General features: G+C 45.0%; 12 protein-coding genes, 16 tRNA genes and 3 rRNA genes. 10 read left to right on the top strand and 21 right to left on the bottom strand.

The genetic code is table 11. The features are described from left to right. Positions 1-48 precede the first annotated feature (48 nt). The 8 genes from L0992_13935 to L0992_13900 all read left to right on the top strand — a co-directional run bounded on the left by L0992_13935 (position 49) and on the right by L0992_13900 (position 5,493). Positions 49-125: transfer RNA gene (locus tag L0992_13935), tRNA-Ile, on the top strand. A 14-nt stretch (positions 126-139) separates the two neighbouring features. Continuing rightward, positions 140-215: transfer RNA gene (locus tag L0992_13930), tRNA-Ala, on the top strand. Between the two features lie 308 nt (positions 216-523). Beyond that, positions 524-3,415: ribosomal RNA gene (locus L0992_13925) — 23S ribosomal RNA — on the top strand. Between the two features lie 135 nt (positions 3,416-3,550). Then, a 5S ribosomal RNA gene (rrf, locus tag L0992_13920) occupies positions 3,551-3,666 on the top strand. A 74-nt stretch (positions 3,667-3,740) separates the two neighbouring features. After that, positions 3,741-3,817, top strand: a tRNA-Thr gene (locus L0992_13915). 42 nt (positions 3,818-3,859) lie between these two features. Continuing rightward, positions 3,860-3,975 (top strand): 5S ribosomal RNA (gene rrf / locus L0992_13910). 30 nt (positions 3,976-4,005) lie between these two features. After that, positions 4,006-4,082 (top strand) — tRNA-Asp (locus L0992_13905). A 1,015-nt stretch (positions 4,083-5,097) separates the two neighbouring features. Further along, complete coding sequence (locus tag L0992_13900; GenBank protein ID XGB66780.1) at positions 5,098-5,493, top strand: DUF2391 family protein; 396 nt, start codon at positions 5,098-5,100, stop codon at positions 5,491-5,493. A 324-nt stretch (positions 5,494-5,817) separates the two neighbouring features. Here L0992_13900 and L0992_13895 read toward each other — a convergent pair. The 16 genes from L0992_13895 to mutY form a co-directional block, all read right to left on the bottom strand. Next, positions 5,818-5,893 (bottom strand) — tRNA-Asn (locus tag L0992_13895). Positions 5,894-5,922: 29 nt separating this feature from the next. Beyond that, positions 5,923-5,998: transfer RNA gene (locus tag L0992_13890), tRNA-Thr, on the bottom strand. A gap of 36 nt (positions 5,999-6,034) precedes the next feature. Further along, positions 6,035-6,110 (bottom strand) — tRNA-Asn (locus L0992_13885). A gap of 24 nt (positions 6,111-6,134) precedes the next feature. Further along, a tRNA-Thr gene (locus tag L0992_13880) sits at positions 6,135-6,210 on the bottom strand. Between the two features lie 56 nt (positions 6,211-6,266). Further along, a tRNA-Phe gene (locus L0992_13875) sits at positions 6,267-6,342 on the bottom strand. Between the two features lie 236 nt (positions 6,343-6,578). Next, a complete protein-coding gene (locus L0992_13870; GenBank protein XGB66779.1) occupies positions 6,579-8,204 on the bottom strand; it encodes a methyl-accepting chemotaxis protein in 1,626 nt (541 codons plus the stop codon). A gap of 368 nt (positions 8,205-8,572) precedes the next feature. Further along, positions 8,573-8,648: transfer RNA gene (locus tag L0992_13865), tRNA-Asn, on the bottom strand. 56 nt (positions 8,649-8,704) lie between these two features. After that, positions 8,705-8,780: transfer RNA gene (locus L0992_13860), tRNA-Phe, on the bottom strand. A 7-nt stretch (positions 8,781-8,787) separates the two neighbouring features. Next, a tRNA-Thr gene (locus L0992_13855) sits at positions 8,788-8,863 on the bottom strand. A gap of 67 nt (positions 8,864-8,930) precedes the next feature. Next, positions 8,931-9,006, bottom strand: a tRNA-Asn gene (locus L0992_13850). A 56-nt stretch (positions 9,007-9,062) separates the two neighbouring features. Continuing rightward, a tRNA-Phe gene (locus L0992_13845) sits at positions 9,063-9,138 on the bottom strand. A gap of 7 nt (positions 9,139-9,145) precedes the next feature. Then, positions 9,146-9,221, bottom strand: a tRNA-Thr gene (locus L0992_13840). A 74-nt stretch (positions 9,222-9,295) separates the two neighbouring features. Continuing rightward, positions 9,296-9,371 (bottom strand) — tRNA-Phe (locus L0992_13835). A gap of 103 nt (positions 9,372-9,474) precedes the next feature. Beyond that, positions 9,475-10,608 carry a membrane-bound lytic murein transglycosylase MltC gene (gene mltC, locus L0992_13830; protein ID XGB66778.1) on the bottom strand — a complete coding sequence of 378 codons (1,134 nt, stop codon included), beginning with the start codon at positions 10,606-10,608 and terminating at the stop codon, positions 9,475-9,477. Between the two features lie 69 nt (positions 10,609-10,677). After that, on the bottom strand, positions 10,678-10,950 hold the full coding sequence (locus tag L0992_13825) for an oxidative damage protection protein (protein ID XGB66777.1): 273 nt from the start codon (positions 10,948-10,950) through the stop codon (positions 10,678-10,680). Between the two features lie 28 nt (positions 10,951-10,978). Then, a complete protein-coding gene (mutY, locus tag L0992_13820) occupies positions 10,979-12,040 on the bottom strand; it encodes an A/G-specific adenine glycosylase (GenBank protein XGB66776.1) in 1,062 nt (353 codons plus the stop codon). Between the two features lie 165 nt (positions 12,041-12,205). Between mutY and trmB the strand changes: the two genes are divergently transcribed. Both trmB and glsB read left to right on the top strand, forming a co-directional pair. Beyond that, a complete protein-coding gene (trmB, locus tag L0992_13815; protein ID XGB66775.1) occupies positions 12,206-12,925 on the top strand; it encodes a tRNA (guanosine(46)-N7)-methyltransferase TrmB in 720 nt (239 codons plus the stop codon). A 187-nt stretch (positions 12,926-13,112) separates the two neighbouring features. Beyond that, positions 13,113-14,033 (top strand): glutaminase B, encoded by a 921-nt coding sequence (gene glsB, locus L0992_13810; protein ID XGB66774.1) that lies wholly within the window; start codon positions 13,113-13,115, stop codon positions 14,031-14,033. A 118-nt stretch (positions 14,034-14,151) separates the two neighbouring features. On the opposite strand, the gene hemW is transcribed toward glsB, so the two are convergent. The 5 genes from hemW to L0992_13785 are packed head-to-tail and all read right to left on the bottom strand — an operon-like array spanning position 14,152 to position 17,322. Further along, positions 14,152-15,339 carry a radical SAM family heme chaperone HemW gene (gene hemW / locus L0992_13805; protein XGB66773.1) on the bottom strand — a complete coding sequence of 396 codons (1,188 nt, stop codon included), beginning with the start codon at positions 15,337-15,339 and terminating at the stop codon, positions 14,152-14,154. After that, the gene (locus L0992_13800; GenBank protein ID XGB66772.1) at positions 15,339-15,938 is read right to left on the bottom strand and encodes an XTP/dITP diphosphatase; all 600 of its coding nucleotides are present in this window, start codon (positions 15,936-15,938) and stop codon (positions 15,339-15,341) included. Before L0992_13800 ends, hemW begins: the two co-directional genes overlap by 1 nt. A 46-nt stretch (positions 15,939-15,984) precedes the next feature. Next, positions 15,985-16,416 (bottom strand): DUF4426 domain-containing protein, encoded by a 432-nt coding sequence (locus L0992_13795; GenBank protein XGB66771.1) that lies wholly within the window; start codon positions 16,414-16,416, stop codon positions 15,985-15,987. Positions 16,417-16,444: 28 nt separating this feature from the next. Further along, positions 16,445-16,735 carry a DUF167 family protein YggU gene (yggU, locus tag L0992_13790; protein XGB66770.1) on the bottom strand — a complete coding sequence of 97 codons (291 nt, stop codon included), beginning with the start codon at positions 16,733-16,735 and terminating at the stop codon, positions 16,445-16,447. 29 nt (positions 16,736-16,764) lie between these two features. Continuing rightward, a complete protein-coding gene (locus tag L0992_13785; GenBank protein ID XGB66769.1) occupies positions 16,765-17,322 on the bottom strand; it encodes a YggT family protein in 558 nt (185 codons plus the stop codon). Positions 17,323-17,324: the final 2 nt, after the last annotated feature.

Raw genomic sequence — 17,324 nt, 5'->3', positions numbered from 1 at the left:
AGTGTCCACACAGATTGATTAGGTTTAGAAAAGTTAAGAGACGATATTGGGTCTGTAGCTCAGCTGGTTAGAGCGCTCGCCTGATAAGCGGGAGGTCGGTGGTTCAAGTCCACTCAGACCCACCAATATCGACCTAGATGGGGCTATAGCTCAGCTGGGAGAGCGCCTGCCTTGCACGCAGGAGGTCTGCGGTTCGATCCCGCATAGCTCCACCATCTTTAAGCGTTCTTGTTTGACAAAAAGTCTTACGAGAGTCTTTAAAAATGGTTTCGAAAGAAATCAAGCTCTTTAACAATTTGGAAAGCTGACTGATTGATTGCTTACGAGTAATTCAATCAAATTTAAAAGTTCTCAATGTTTATCTTTTGATAAACATAACAAACACATTCAAGTGTCTTGTATTCGATTCAAATTCGTTTGAATCACATTGAGTCCGGCAAACAGTCATTGAGAATTAACCCTTCTTAATGACAACCAAAAACCTTGGTTAGTTGCCATACACTAAGACCCTTTCGGGTTGTATGGTTAAGTGACTAAGCGTACACGGTGGATGCCTTGGCAGTCAGAGGCGATGAAAGGCGTAATAACTTGCGATAAGCCCAGATTAGGTAGTAATAACCTTTAAGTCTGGGATTCCTGAATGGGGAAACCCACTTACATAAGTAAGTATCCTGTTGTGAATACATAGCAACAGGAGGCAAACCGGGGGAACTGAAACATCTAAGTACCCCGAGGAAGAGAAATCAACCGAGATTCCGAAAGTAGCGGCGAGCGAAATTGGATTAGCCCTTAAGCTTTTAATGAGACAGATGAAGGCTCTGGAAAGTGCCGCAATAAAGGGTGATAGCCCCGTAATCGACATCTCATCATCAGTGAAAACGAGTAGGGCGGGACACGTGATATCCTGTCTGAATATGGGGGGACCATCCTCCAAGGCTAAATACTACTGACTGACCGATAGTGAACCAGTACCGTGAGGGAAAGGCGAAAAGAACCCCTGTGAGGGGAGTGAAATAGAACCTGAAACCGTGTACGTACAAGCAGTAGGAGCACCTTCGTGGTGTGACTGCGTACCTTTTGTATAATGGGTCAGCGACTTAATTTTAGTAGCAAGGTTAACCGTTTAGGGGAGCCGTAGGGAAACCGAGTCTTAACTGGGCGTACAGTTGCTAGGATTAGACCCGAAACCAGGTGATCTAGCCATGGGCAGGTTGAAGGTTGAGTAACATCAACTGGAGGACCGAACCGACTAATGTTGAAAAATTAGCGGATGACTTGTGGCTAGGGGTGAAAGGCCAATCAAACCTGGAGATAGCTGGTTCTCCCCGAAAGCTATTTAGGTAGCGCCTCGGACGAATACTACTGGGGGTAGAGCACTGTTAAGGCTAGGGGGTCATCCCGACTTACCAACCCTTTGCAAACTCCGAATACCAGTAAGTACTATCCGGGAGACACACGGCGGGTGCTAACGTCCGTCGTGGAGAGGGAAACAACCCAGACCGCCAGCTAAGGTCCCAAAGTATAGCTAAGTGGGAAACGATGTGGGAAGGCTCAGACAGCCAGGATGTTGGCTTAGAAGCAGCCATCATTTAAAGAAAGCGTAATAGCTCACTGGTCGAGTCGGCCTGCGCGGAAGATGTAACGGGGCTAAGCTATACACCGAAGCTGCGGCTACGTACCTTAGGGTGCGTGGGGTAGGGGAGCGTTCTGTAAGCCGTTGAAGGTGGTCTGTAAGGGCTGCTGGAGGTATCAGAAGTGCGAATGCTGACATGAGTAACGATAAAGGGAGTGAAAAACTCCCTCGCCGGAAGACCAAGGGTTCCTGTCCAACGTTAATCGGGGCAGGGTAAGTCGACTCCTAAGGCGAGGCCGAAAGGCGTAGTCGATGGGAAACGGGTTAATATTCCCGTACTTCTTACAATTGCGATGGGGGGACGGAGAAGGCTAGGTGGGCCTGGCGACGGTTGTCCAGGTTCAAGTATGTAGGCGGAAAGTTTAGGTAAATCCGGACTTTCTTAACGCTGAGATACGATGTCGAGCTACTACGGTAGTGAAGTCATTGATGCCATGCTTCCAGGAAAAGCCTCTAAGCTTCAGATTGTAAGGAATCGTACCCCAAACCGACACAGGTGGTCGGGTAGAGAATACCAAGGCGCTTGAGAGAACTCGGGTGAAGGAACTAGGCAAAATGGTACCGTAACTTCGGGAGAAGGTACGCTCTTATCAGTGAAGTCCCTTGCGGATGGAGCAGACGAGAGTCGCAGATACCAGGTGGCTGCAACTGTTTATTAAAAACACAGCACTGTGCAAAATCGTAAGATGACGTATACGGTGTGACGCCTGCCCGGTGCCGGAAGGTTAATTGATGGGGTTAGACTTCGGTCGAAGCTCTTGATCGAAGCCCCGGTAAACGGCGGCCGTAACTATAACGGTCCTAAGGTAGCGAAATTCCTTGTCGGGTAAGTTCCGACCTGCACGAATGGCGTAATGATGGCCACGCTGTCTCCACCCGAGACTCAGTGAAATTGAAATCGCTGTGAAGATGCAGTGTACCCGCGGCTAGACGGAAAGACCCCGTGAACCTTTACTACAGCTTGGCACTGAACATTGAACCTACATGTGTAGGATAGGTGGGAGACTATGAAACCGCGTCGCTAGATGTGGTGGAGTCGTCCTTGAAATACCACCCTTGTAGTTTTGATGTTCTAACGTTGGTCCCTGAATCGGGATTACGGACAGTGCCTGGTGGGTAGTTTGACTGGGGCGGTCTCCTCCCAAAGAGTAACGGAGGAGCACGAAGGTGGGCTAAACACGGTTGGACATCGTGTGGTTAGTGCAATGGCATAAGCCCGCTTGACTGCGAGAATGACAATTCGAGCAGGTGCGAAAGCAGGTCATAGTGATCCGGTGGTTCTGAATGGAAGGGCCATCGCTCAACGGATAAAAGGTACTCCGGGGATAACAGGCTGATACCGCCCAAGAGTTCATATCGACGGCGGTGTTTGGCACCTCGATGTCGGCTCATCACATCCTGGGGCTGAAGTCGGTCCCAAGGGTATGGCTGTTCGCCATTTAAAGTGGTACGCGAGCTGGGTTTAGAACGTCGTGAGACAGTTCGGTCCCTATCTGCCGTGGGCGTTGGAAAATTGAAAGGGGCTGCTCCTAGTACGAGAGGACCGGAGTGGACGAACCTCTGGTGTTCGGGTTGTCATGCCAATGGCATTGCCCGGTAGCTAAGTTCGGAATCGATAACCGCTGAAAGCATCTAAGCGGGAAGCGAGCCTTGAGATGAGTTTTCCCTGGCGCTATAAGCGTCCTAAAGGGTTGTCGTAGACTACGACGTTGATAGGCAGGGTGTGTAAGTGCTGCGAGGCATTGAGCTAACCTGTACTAATTGCCCGTGAGGCTTAACCATACAACACCCAAGGGGTTTTGTGGACTCAATAGAAATACCAAACGCTTGAATGAGTTTGAAGAGAGACTTTTAAATACAGTTTTCCAGATTATTTTGCCTTCAGTTTTAAAAAACTGAAAGTAAAAGCAAAATTTGCTTGGCGACCATAGCATTGTGGACCCACCTGATTCCATGCCGAACTCAGAAGTGAAACACAATAGCGCCGATGGTAGTGTGGGGCTTCCCCATGTGAGAGTAGGACATCGCCAGGCTTTAAATTTATTTTCACTTTTAAAAAAGTGAAAACAAAAAGTTTTCAGAATCGTTTTTAAATGATTTTTGAACTGCTGATATAGCTCAGCCCGGTAGAGCGCACCCTTGGTAAGGGTGAGGTCCCCAGTTCGAGTCTGGGTATCAGCACCACTATTTAGTTGATTTGATTCATCAAGTTAACAACAGAATTTGTTTGACGACCATAGCATTGTGGACCCACCTGATTCCATGCCGAACTCAGAAGTGAAACACAATAGCGCCGATGGTAGTGTGGGGTTTCCCCATGTGAGAGTAGGACATCGTCAGGCTTAAATTGCATTATGCTGAATAGACACTGCGGAGTGGTAGTTCAGTTGGTTAGAATACCGGCCTGTCACGCCGGGGGTCGCGGGTTCGAGTCCCGTCCACTCCGCCATTTATTTAGAAGCCTCGCTAGAAATAGCGGGGCTTTTTTTACATCTAAATTATAGTGCTTCGCCCTTCCATCTAATGAATTCCACATAAGGCTTCCCGTCCCCCATAACTCTTAGCCAACGCGTCCCCACTATTCCGTCATTTATCAGAAACCCCAATCCTACGACTAGAATCACATCATTTCTGATTCCAATTGTGGTTTGACACAAGAAAGACTTCAAACGCATGCAGCTCTTTAAGCTTACTGATCCAATACTCGAACCATACGACGTTGTAAGTTAGGTTAATGAGACTGTTCTGACTCAGTGCCCCCATTCAATACCTGAAACTATACGAGCATTACAACTCATCCTGCTTGCTCAGTGCTTGGAGTCTTCCTCGAGTACTAGCTAGCAGCCCTTCGTCTAGGGAACGTGACGAAGTGCCTATCAGTGAATCTAGAGGATAGCCTGATGTGTAATTAGGACTCCATCATGGAGGATTTTGCTAAGAACGTTAGAATCCTTAATGAGTCGACTTAATAGATCTTGTTATGCATTAATCTTAAACCACTCTCTATAGCATTAAGCACTTGGTTCGAAGTATTTCAAAGGGTGAAAGCGGACTAAATTTAGTTTGAAGGTGAGAGTCGCTAGGTTGAGCTCCCCAAGTGATGCCGGAAGAATATATAAACTAAGAAGTAGAGTATCCCTCGATCCGTGCCGTGATATTTATCACCCAACTGATTGAGATTATCGGGTTCTAGGCGCTGGTATCTTAGGATGTCTACCAGTCTCTCTTCGATTTCGATGTGTTTTTGACTCGATATTAAATTAGTTGTTCGACCGCTTTGTTCTGAACATATTGATTTCTTGCTGGTTAGTTCAAGCTATGTTTTGGTTATTGCGACTACTATGAAACTAAGAAATGTTATTGCTGTTTGCTTGGTAAGAATAGAAAATCCCCCAAGCCATCTGCGGATAGTTTTGTGATTATTTTAAGATATAGATAAAGCCTTAAACCTAGTGAGTAGAACTATGAAATTAAGTTTTAACTTTGAAGATGCGAGCCAAATCTTTGTGGGATCTTTTGCTTTGGCCGTGCCGATTTCTTTTTCTGAAGAGGCCTGGAAACTAGGGGAAACCTTGCCCACAGCTAACTTATTATTGTTGTTCCTGTTGTCTGCGGTGTTCCTTGGCTTTTATACCTATGAGAGTGTCTTTCAGAAAGATATTGTTGCTCGCCTGCCGGTCTTTATTTTTCGAATCGTTATTGCTTATGTGATGACAGCGTTGGTTGTTGCACTGGTACTGACTTGTTTGGACAAGCTACCTTTACTAAGCGATCCAATTGTATCGATCAAAAGGGTGATTGTAATTTCGATGCCTGCATCTATGGGAGCGATTGTAGTGGATAGTTTTGATAAAGAGTGACTCTGATGTCATTTCAATTTGAACAATCGACATAGCCTTTCTAGAGCCTATTTGATTCGCTCTAAAGCTTGTTCATTCCTATAGAACTAATCAACAGTAACGTAACTAACGAGTCCATTATGACTGGCTCTTTGTACAAATGGATAATCTGTTGTTAGTGGATCTAAAACGGAATTAAAGAGTAAAGCGTGATTAGCTTTGAAGGGGATTTAAAACTGTTGGTTTCTGGATTTAATGAGGCATCAGAAAGAGGAAGGGAAGCCATTGAAAAATCAAGATCTCCAGATGCAAGAAAGCCGCATCAGTGATGCGGCTTTCTTTAATTGGCTCCCCTTGCAAGACTTGAACTTGCGACATACGGATTAACAGTCCGCCGTTCTACCAACTGAACTAAAGGGGAATTGATTGTTTAGTCTCTAATCAAGAGAATGGTGCCGACTACCGGAATCGAACTGGTGACCTACTGATTACAAGTCAGTTGCTCTACCTACTGAGCTAAGTCGGCATCATGAATCAAAAAGCTTATGCTTGATGATTAACTTGGCTCCCCTTGCAAGACTTGAACTTGCGACATACGGATTAACAGTCCGCCGTTCTACCAACTGAACTAAAGGGGAATTATTCTTAAAGCTTTAAAGAAATGGTGCCGACTACCGGAATCGAACTGGTGACCTACTGATTACAAGTCAGTTGCTCTACCTACTGAGCTAAGTCGGCACGTAATATTTCTTTGTGCTTTACTGTTGTTGTCTAAGACACCAACAAATAAATTGTGGTGCCCGGAGGCGGAATCGAACCACCGACACGAGGATTTTCAATCCTCTGCTCTACCGACTGAGCTATCCGGGCGACGAGGTGTATTAAACGTGTTTTCGCGTTCTGGGTCAACATTAAATTGCAAAAAAAGTATTGTTTGATGTTTTTCTATACTTAGTGGGTTGTTTTTGTTCATTTGGCACGAAAAACCTAGGTCTAGCATGCCTTAAAAGAGAGCAAAACTTAGGTTAACTACACTGAATGGGTGCCGAAATAAAAAAAAGCACGTATGAAAACGTGCTTTTTTACTTAAGAATTTTATCGAGAGTTTAGTGTTTTACTTCAAACCTATTAACCCAAGCTTCTAATTCGTTAGAAAGAGAGGCGAGGGTTTGGGTGCTGTTGTGACTTTCTGTCACGACATTACTCAGTTGGTTGCCACTTTCTTCGATCATGTTGATACGTTTTGAAATATCATCGCTCACCTGAGTTTGCTCAGCCGCTGCTGTCGCGATTTGATGACTCATCGAGGAAATAGACTCCAGAGCGATAACAATCTGTTGTAGCGCTTCAGAGGCATTTTGAGACTCGGTTACGGTGCTCTCACTGGTTGCTGCACACACTTCCATGGTTTGAATAGCGTTACGAGAGCCTTCTTGAAGGTTATTAATCATCAATTGGATTTCTTTGGTGCTTGATTGCGTTCTACCTGCAAGGTTACGAACTTCGTCAGCAACAACTGCAAACCCACGACCTTGTTCGCCAGCTCGAGCGGCTTCAATCGCTGCATTCAGTGCCAATAGGTTAGTTTGTTCTGCAATGTCACCGATAACGTCGAGTACTTTCACAATGTTGTTTACATCGTTATCTAGGTTAGCGACAGCTTCACTTGCTGTACCTAGTTGGCCTGCTAGCCCTTGAATGTTGTCTACTGTGTTGTGAATAAGACGTTGGGTATGTTGGCTCTGTTTGTCTGCTTCATCAGTATTACGCGCCGTATCGCCCGCTGAATCGGCAACATTGTTAGCAGAAGAGGCCATTTCGGTCATTGCTGTCGCGATCATCTCAGTTGATTGCTGCTGAGTTTCAGTTAGTTGGGCAATAGAACCGGCACGATCTTCTACGCGTTGTAATTCGCCTCTTAATGCCAACATAGAAGCATTTAGGTTTGATACTAGCTCAGCTAACGATTTACTCATTTGCTGAACAGCGTGATAGATACTGCCGTTTATCGCTTGAGTTTCGAAAGAGGTTTGAATACGACCTTCAGCGACGGCTTGTACCGCTTCTCTTACATCTTTAGGCTCGCCACCAAGAAGCGCTAGCATGCGTTTAATGGAGACGATTAAGCTCGATAGGATAAGGCCAGCAATCACGACGCAAAGGAATAGCTGCCATTGAGCGGTAGACCAGAAACGAGCGTTAACTTCGTTGAAGCCAATACCAGTGCCCACAACCCAACCCCAATGCGGAGTCTTTTCTGCAATAGACAGCTTTTCTTCAATGGTTCCGTCTGGCAGCTTTTGCGTCCAGGTGTATTCAACGATCTGTCCAGTACGATTGCCAAGCACTCTTTGTATAAGCAGGCCAACGCTATTTCCATCACCGTCTTTAAAGTCATTGAAGCTGGTTCCATGCAGCTGTGGATCTAGCGGTGTCGCGACAAACGTCATGTTTTCATCTGCAACGTAGACGTATTCATTGTCTTTATAGATGTTGTTACGCAGTAGGCGAGTAGCAAGTTGTTTCGCTTGTTGCTCTTCTAGAGTGCCATCAATAGCCATTTTCTCGACTTCAGTAAGAATGCTGTATGCGCTCTTAAATAGCTCTGTAACGCGAGCTTTGTTGTCCATGTTGCTAGCGACTCTCAAGGTCCATAAACCAGTAGCAGTCAGCGCTAGCAGAGCGATCAAGATGATGCCCGATAATAAGTAAGCTTGCGTTTTTAATTTCATATTTCCCCGCGCAGCGATTCAATAATAAGTATTAGGTATATTTCATCGAATCTTAATCTAAGTCGTGTAGGGCAGATATCAGAAAGATATCAAAACATGATGAAGATTAAATTTACGAAGAAAAAAAAGTAACAGAACAAGAGCTTGTTTATTTTTGTGTGACTATGAACGAGTTTAAAAGTGTTGGTTTGCTGAATTGACGGAGTTTGGGGAGCAAGTTCGTGGGAAGTTAATTAAGAAGAAGATATTGTCGTGAGTGTGAAGAGGGGCTTTATAGGGATTATTAAGGTTAGATGCTGTGATCGAATAGATTTAGCTTTCGTTCGAAAGAAAAAAAGCCAAGTCTTTCGACTTGGCTTTCTTGAATGTGGCTCCCCTTGCAAGACTTGAACTTGCGACATACGGATTAACAGTCCGCCGTTCTACCAACTGAACTAAAGGGGAATTACTTGTCTCAACATCAGGTCTATTAAGACCATTATTTGTTAAGTATCAAATAATGGTGCCTCGAGGCGGAATCGAACCACCGACACGCGGATTTTCAATCCGCTGCTCTACCGACTGAGCTATCGAGGCAAAAGAATGGTGCCGACTACCGGAGTCGAACTGGTGACCTACTGATTACAAGTCAGTTGCTCTACCTACTGAGCTAAGTCGGCACACTAAATTCTTTGCTTGAAGAGTAAACTCTTCGTTAGAACCTCATTTAAATGAAGCCCTTTAAAATGGCTCCCCCTGCGGGACTCGAACCTGCGACATACGGATTAACAGTCCGCCGTTCTACCAACTGAACTAAGGGGGAATTACTTGTCTCAACATCAGGTCTATTAAGACCATTATTTGTTGAGTACCAAATAATGGTGCCTCGAGGCGGAATCGAACCACCGACACGCGGATTTTCAATCCGCTGCTCTACCGACTGAGCTATCGAGGCAAAAGAATGGTGCCGACTACCGGAGTCGAACTGGTGACCTACTGATTACAAGTCAGTTGCTCTACCTACTGAGCTAAGTCGGCACACTAAATTCTTTATGCTTTTGTCCGTGTTGCTACTCCCTGTTAAAGAGTGTTGACACCAACAAATCAAATCGTGGTGCCCGGAGGCGGAATCGAACCACCGACACGAGGATTTTCAATCCTCTGCTCTACCGACTGAGCTATCCGGGCAACGGAGCGCTATTAAACGGATTTTCTGCATAACCGTCAACACCTTTTTTGAAAATAATTAAAAAAAACGTTCGTTAGTTGTTTTTTTATTCAAAAGTGAGGCTTACGTTTTACCTTGGTTAAAATCTTTCTTGAATTTTGTTACTTTTTCTAGGTATCGGCGCGACTCTTTATTTGGGTGCTTCTTGGTAAGCGCCCAGTACGCTTGGCTAGGTTGCAGCGAGTTTAGGTCTCGCATTGCTCGCTTTCTGTCCTTACTGAAGGTATTGAGTACGCCACCAGTACCGCCGTTGTATGCAGAAATCATACTGTACTCAAGCGTTGTTGGGTGTTGCACGTCTTTCAAATAGCGATTTTTAAGGATGTAAAAGTACGCCGTGCCAGCATCAATGTTGTTTTCTGGATTGAATAAATACTCAGGAGTCGGCTCTCCAGGCTTGTTCTTTACCAGCTTAAATACGTCTCGACCTGCCGTTTTTGGTACGACTTGCATAAGACCATATGCATTTGCCCAACTCACCGCATATGGGTTAAAACTACTTTCTGTTTTGATGATGGCGTAAATCAAGTCTTCAGGAATGTCATAACGCTGAGACGCTCTGCGGACGATATCAGCATATTGATAACTACGCTGACTTGCGTGATCGGCCACCATAGGGATCTCAACGTAGTAGGCTTTTTTAAAGTCGACTTCTTTGGTTTTGAGGTTATTAGCGATCAGGTAATCAGCGAATTGGTTAGCGCGCCATGTCCATTGAATAGGCTTTTTCTCTTGGTCGACGACCTGATTGTAGAGGAAAGGTTTACCTTCTAATTTAATGCTTTTTGAAGAGAATAGGTCGACATGCGCCGGATCATCTGGCGTCAAAAGCGTCGTCATTATCGCATTCTTGAGGTGTTTTTTAGGCTCAGTTGAGGACACAGTTTCTACTGTGATCAGGCCTTCGCTAAAGTTTACTTCTGAACGACTCAAGTAATTGTCTATGTATTTCACATAGTTACTCTTACCTGCCATTTTTACTTCACTGCTGCCCCAGCGCTTTTGGATATTGCCAGAAAAGCTATTAATCAACGCATCCAGTGCTCCGGTGTCTTTTTCAAACTGACCAGGTAGCTCTGCCAAGTTGCTTACGAATCGGTTGGTCGGTTCGTAATTAACATCATAAATGCTTTCGACAAATTCACGGCTGCAGCCTGTTAACAACATTGCTGTTAGGAAGTAACTTAGCTTTTTCATAGTTCCTCATACAAAAATGACATCGCAGCGTTAACCATGATGTCATTAAAATTTGCTTAAATAAATGTCTTATTCGCTTGGTGGAGTATAGCCATCAATTACGACATCTTTACCTTCGAAAAGGAAGTTAACCATCTCAGTTTCAAGAAGTTTACGATGCTCAGGATCCATCATATTTAGCTTCTTTTCATTGATCAGCATTGTTTGCTTGCTTTGCCATTGTCCCCAAGCTTCTTTAGAGATGTTGTCAAAGATACGCTTACCTAAGTCACCTGGGTAAAGTTGAAAATCTAAGCCTTCAGCGTCTTTCTGGAGGCGAGCACAAAATACAGTGCGGCTCATAGTGGTTCCTCTTATCGCGTTCGTTGATTCAAACGTCGTCGTTCAGTTCAAAGGGTAGGCTCTCAATAAGCTGCTTCACAGGAGCGGCTAGGCCAATTTCTTCCGGTTTTGATAAGTTATACCAGAGACCTTTGGTCCCTTCCATTATCAAATCTGGTTGTTTATCTAATTTTACTAATACAGGTGTGATATCTAAGTGGTAGTGGCTGAAAGTGTGCCTAAACGCAATCATGGTCTTGATTGAATCTGTTTCAGTGTCTTTGATCGAGCGAAGATCTAACTGATGTTCGATCTCTGCGTTTTCATTTTGAGGGAAACAGAATAAGCCTCCCCAGATACCAGACTGAGGACGCTGTTCAAGCCACACTTGATTGTCGTGATAAAGAATCACAAACCATGTTTCTTTTACTGGTTTTTCTTTCTTAGGTTTCTTGCCTGGGAAGTCGAGTTGTCTATCAAGCTTCTTGGCTTCACACATGCTTTCAATCGGGCACAGAGTACATTTAGGCTTGCTACGAGTGCAAACCATGGCACCCATGTCCATCATCGCTTGATTGTACTTATCGACATCTTTCTTCGGAGTATGAGCTTCTGCATGCTCCCAAAGTTGGTTTTCAACCTTCTTTTGTCCTGGCCAACCTTCAACGGCAAAGCTTCTTGCAAGCGTTCGCTTCACATTGCCATCAAGAATCACATGAGGAAGCTTATGAACGGAAGACAGCACTGCAGCTGCAGTAGAGCGACCGATGCCCGGTAGCGCGTTCATCTCTTCGATAGACAGCGGAAAATCACCGCCATATTGTTCTGCGACGATCTTCGCTGCTTTATGTAGATTGCGAGCTCGTGCGTAATAACCAAGCCCAGTCCATAAGTGCAGCACCTCATCTTGTTCGGCGTTCGCTAGGTCAATAACCGTTGGAAAGCGTTCTAAGAAGCGCTGGTAGTATGGAATCACCGTAGCAACCTGAGTCTGCTGAAGCATGATTTCAGATAGCCAAACGGTGTAGGCGGTTTTGTTTTGTTGCCAAGGTAATTCTTTACGCCCGTAGGCGTCATACCACTTTAATATGGCGGTTGCGAAAGGAGTCACGACATGCTCTATGCTTTGCTATTATTAGAAGCGAAATTGCACCACACTTAACGTTGGATGTAAAACAGACAAATTGTGTGGGAATTTATCCACGGAAAGACTTGCACCGAAGGCAATTCTTTGGATAATCCCCGCTTTGATTAATCAATGTGCAGGCAAAAATCAATGAGTGAAGTGACCACTAACGAATATACTGAAGACGGCAAACTGGTTCGTAAGATCCGTAGTTTTGTTCGCCGCGAAGGCCGCTTAACAAAAGGCCAAGAGAACGCGATGAACGAATGTTGGCCAACAATGGGTATCGACTACAACCCAGAGCTTCTTAACTGGAAAGAAGTATTTGGCAACGATAACCCGGTTGTACTAGAGATTGGCTTCGGTATGGGTGCATCACTGGTTGAAATGGCAAAGAACGCACCTGAGAAAAATTTCTTAGGTATTGAAGTTCATAGCCCGGGTGTTGGTGCGTGTTTAGGTACAGCTCGCGATGCTGGCGTAACTAACCTGCGTGTAATGTGTCACGATGCTGTAGAAGTATTTGAACACATGATTCCAGATAGCAGCCTGCATACACTGCAACTGTTCTTCCCTGACCCATGGCACAAGGCTCGTCACCATAAACGTCGTATCGTTAAGGCTGAGTTTGCAGAGATGGTTCGCGGTAAGCTTCAACTTGATACTGGTATTTTCCACATGGCAACAGACTGGGAAAACTACGCAGAACATATGATTGAAGTGATGAACGTAGCTCCAGGCTTCGAGAACATCGCTGAAGATGGTGATTACATTCCTCGTCCGGATGAGCGCCCACTAACTAAGTTTGAAGCGCGTGGCCACCGTTTAGGCCATGGTGTTTGGGACATTAAGTTCAAGCGTACTAAGTAACTCCGAATCAAATTAAGTGAAGGGCAGTCCGACTTAGGATTTAACCCCTACACTTTATGGGATTGATTAAAGCCAACATTATTGTAATGTTGGCTTTTTTGTCCTTAGGCTTTTATTGCTATAAAGGCTTAAGGACAGAAAGTAACGTTACACCCCTACAAAAATAACAATATAGAAGTAAGCGCACATGAAACCAACTCAAGCTATTTTGGCCGAGATCTTAGACGAAGTTCGTCCCTTAATTGGTCAGGGAAAGGTCGCTGATTATATCCCTGCATTGGCACGCGTATCGAACCAGAAACTGGCGATTGCAGTATACACAAACGAAGGTGAGGTGATTCAAGCGGGTGATGCAGAGGAAGCCTTTTCTGTGCAATCCATCTCTAAAGCCTTGAGCCTGACCTTAGCTATGGTGTTATATAAGCCTGAAGAAATTTGGCAACGCGTAGGCAAAGAGCCTTCTGGCCAAGCCTTTAACTCTATGATTCAGCTTGAGATGGAGCATGGTATCCCCCGTAACCCGTTCATCAATGCGGGTGCTATTGTCGTAGCTGATCTACTACAAAGCCGCCTGTCAGCACCGAGACATCGTTTGTTAGAGTTTGTGCGTCAGCTATCGGGTGATACTCATATTGTGTATGACAAGGTGGTAGCGGCGTCAGAAATGATGCACAGCGATCGTAATGCTGCCATTGCTTATTTGATGCGTTCATTTGGTAACTTTGAGAATGATGTTATCCCAGTACTGAATAACTACTTCCATGCTTGTGCTCTTAAAATGACGTGTGTGGATTTGGCGAAAACCTTTAGCTATTTGGCGAACAAAGGTGTGTCGGTTCAAACCAAGAAAGAGATTATCACGCCAGTTCAAACTAAGCAGTTGAATGCTTTGCTTGCAACTTGTGGTTTGTACGATGGAGCTGGTGAGTTTGCTTATCGTGTTGGTATGCCGGGTAAGTCGGGTGTGGGTGGCGGTATTATCGCTATCGTTCCGGGAGAGATGACAATTGCTGTATGGTCTCCAGAGCTTGATCCTTCTGGTAACTCTCTTGCTGGTACTAAAGCGTTGGAATTGCTTTCAGAGCGAATTGGTCGTTCTATTTTCTAGAAGAAAGGTGCGAGATGCGAGTACAGATTTCGTCCTATAGAGCGCTTCGTTTCGAGAGGGGTTCATAAAACAAAAAGGGTTGACTCTAAAGCCAACCCTTACACAATAAATCTCGAATCTATTCGTCTTCTTCTGCCATAAAGGCTTCCAGCAAATCGTTGAGGAATAGCTTCCCTTTTTCTGTGATCTGCCAGTGCGTGTCGGTTTCATTCAAGTAACCTAGCTCTTTTGCCCACTCAATCGTTGAATGGACAGCGTCAAAATCAAGCCCCGTTGTATCAACGAAATCTTGTTTTGGACACGCTTCCATTAACCTAAAGCGGTTCATAAAGAATTCAAAAGGGCGGTCTTCATTTGGCACTTCAAACTCATCAGATAGGTAAGGCTTCACCATGTTCTGGTAAGCCGCTAAATAGCCTCTAGGGTGTTTAATCTTAGTCGTGCGAACAATGCGACCATCAGCAAAGCTTAGCTTGCCATGAGAGCCACAGCCAATACCTAGGTAGTCGCCAAAGCGCCAATAGTTAAGGTTATGCTGACACTGATAGCCGGGCTTGCTGTAGCCTGAAATTTCGTACTGCACATAGCCTGCGTCTGCGAGTTTCTTATGACCCAAGTCGAAAATATCCCAAAGGTCATCATCGTCAGGTAGCTTTGGCGTTTTGTAATAGAACATGGTGTTAGGTTCTATTGTTAGCTGATACCAAGATAAGTGTGGAGGATCGAGCTCGATCGCTTTGTCCAAATCAGCCAAGGCCTGATCAATGCTTTGATCGGGTAAGCCGTGCATTAGATCTAGGTTGAAGCTATTTAATTCGATTTTATGTGCTAAATGAGCGGCGTTAACCGCTTCATCTTGCCCATGAATACGGCCAAGTCTTTCCAGTTTCTCTTGCTCAAAACTTTGCACGCCCACCGAGATTCGACTAACCCCTGCTTTTTGATAACCGGCAAAACGCTCAGCTTCGATAGTTCCCGGGTTAGCTTCCATGGTAATTTCTATTTCAGGTTTGAACGGGATGCGCTGTTCAATACCTTGCAGCAATCGACCTATTCCTTCTGGAGAAAATAGACTCGGCGTGCCGCCACCAATAAAGATTGAGTGCAGTGGACGAGGTGCGCCATTGAGTTGGTATTTTTCGATATCGGTATCGAGATCCTCAAGCAGAGCATCGATGTACTCTTTTTCTGGAATCTCGGCTTTTAGAGCGTGTGAGTTGAAATCACAATACGGACACTTTTGTACACACCATGGGATGTGTACATAGAGACTAAGTGCTGGTGGTATAAGTGCTGTATCGTGCATTACAGAGCTTGCTCTTTGATTGCTTCGAATAGTGAAGCAAGGGCTTTACCGCGGTGTGAAAGCTGCTTTTTACGTGTAGATTCGAGTTCAGCAGATGCGCAGTTATCTTCTGGTACAAAGAATACAGGATCATAGCCAAAGCCATTCTCACCGTGCTCTTCAGTCAGAATGCGACCTTCCCATTTACCGTGACACACCAATGGTGTTGGATCGTTTTCGTGACGCATGAGTACTAACACACAGTGGAAACGAGCGGTACGCTTTTCAGTTTCCACACCTTGCATGGCATTAAGCAGTTTTTCAATGTTTTGCTTATCCGTAGCCCCTTCACCTGAGTAGCGCGCTGAGTAGATGCCCGGAGCACCCTTAAGGAAATCAACCTCTAAACCTGAGTCGTCAGCAATCGCTGGCAGCCCTGTCTCTTTCGCAGCATGGCGAGCCTTGATGATGGCATTTTCAATGAAAGTTGTCCCCGTTTCAGCGACTTCTGAAACGTTCAATTCACTTTGTGCGACCACGTCAAAACCAAACTCAGACAGAATGCCTGCCATCTCGCGAACTTTACCTTGGTTGCCTGTTGCTAAAACAATCTTGCTCATGGGAATGTGACTCTAATAAGTGAATAAATGAAAAGTAAGGGATAGCTTACTCTTCTATATAGAATTTCTGTGTGAAGCGCAGTGGGCCTGTGCCTTTCAAGCCTGCGTTAACATCGATGTTAAAGGTGATGTTCTCTTCGTGAGTTACAGGGAACTCAGCAAGGTAATAAATCGCATCACCTTCTTTGATTTCTCGAAACTTCAAAGTTCGGGTGTTTCCAACGAGGTTCTTCGCTGTTCCCGTAATTTTAGCCGTTGTAGCAGGCTTGCCTAGGGAAGCCTTGTCTAACACGCTGATGTTGAGGATTGCTGAGTATCCATTTCGCTTAAGTTTGTATTGCTTAGCGACTTGCGCAGTTAAAAACGTAGAATTAAAAGCCGAGTAATGAACCTCGACATCCTTAATGTTCTTAAACTGTCCTGCTGAGCTCGGTAAGGCAACAAGAGCGGTGAGTAGTGCTGTAATCCATAGACGCATAGTGACTCCAATAAATAGCAAAAAGCCATCATAGGATGGCTTTGACTTCAGTTGGGATTTGGCTTGGCGAGCATATTCGAACTTGCTTATGCCTACCTAGCTCTCCCTTCTCTATCTTAATTTGCCCTTTGGCGACCTTAAACTGTTTCGCAAGGTATTTCGCTAAATGGGCATTGGCTTTGCCATCAACCGGTGGTGCAGTAATGGCAATTTTCAGTTCTTCACCGTGCAAGCCGACAATTTTGTCTCGGCTTGCTTTGGGTTGGATATAGAGCCTAAGAAGAATATCGTCTTCCTCGGCCCAAACCGCTTTTGGCATCGTCAAAGTACCTAATGTTCGTACTTGAATTATAGCTGATACCAAATAGGACCAATCATGTCGCCCATTAGGAAGTTCGCAAATTGCAGAACAATGAACAGAACCAACACGCTTAGGTCGAAACCACCCATGTCTGGAAGGATACGGCGGATAGGTACTAGCATTGGCTCAGTCAGTTGATGGAACACGTACTCGATTGGGCTACGACCTTGGCTTACCCAACTTAGGATTGCACGGATAAGTAGAACCCAGAAAATTAAACCACCAGCCGCTTTGAGCAGAGAAAGTGCGCCAAAGATAAGGAAGCTAATATCGAAAACGGCAGCGCCGCCAGAGATAATAAGGTTTAGAGCAACGAACTTAAGTACACACAGCACATAAGCAAAAACAACCGTCGCCAGATCAAGGCTGCCAATTGATGGAATAACTCGGCGTAGTGGGGCAACAACCGGTTGTGTCGCTTTTACGATGAATTGTGAGAATGGGTTGTAGAAATCTGCACGTGATGCTTGTAGCCAGATACGCAAGATCACAACCATGATGTAAAGATCAAAAACGGTCGAGATCAGAAAGCTCATCGAGTTCATAT

The organism is Vibrio pomeroyi, assembly GCA_041879425.1.
Classification (GTDB): Bacteria; Pseudomonadota; Gammaproteobacteria; order Enterobacterales; family Vibrionaceae; genus Vibrio; species Vibrio pomeroyi_A.
This window is presented reverse-complemented; position numbering and strand designations above follow the sequence as displayed.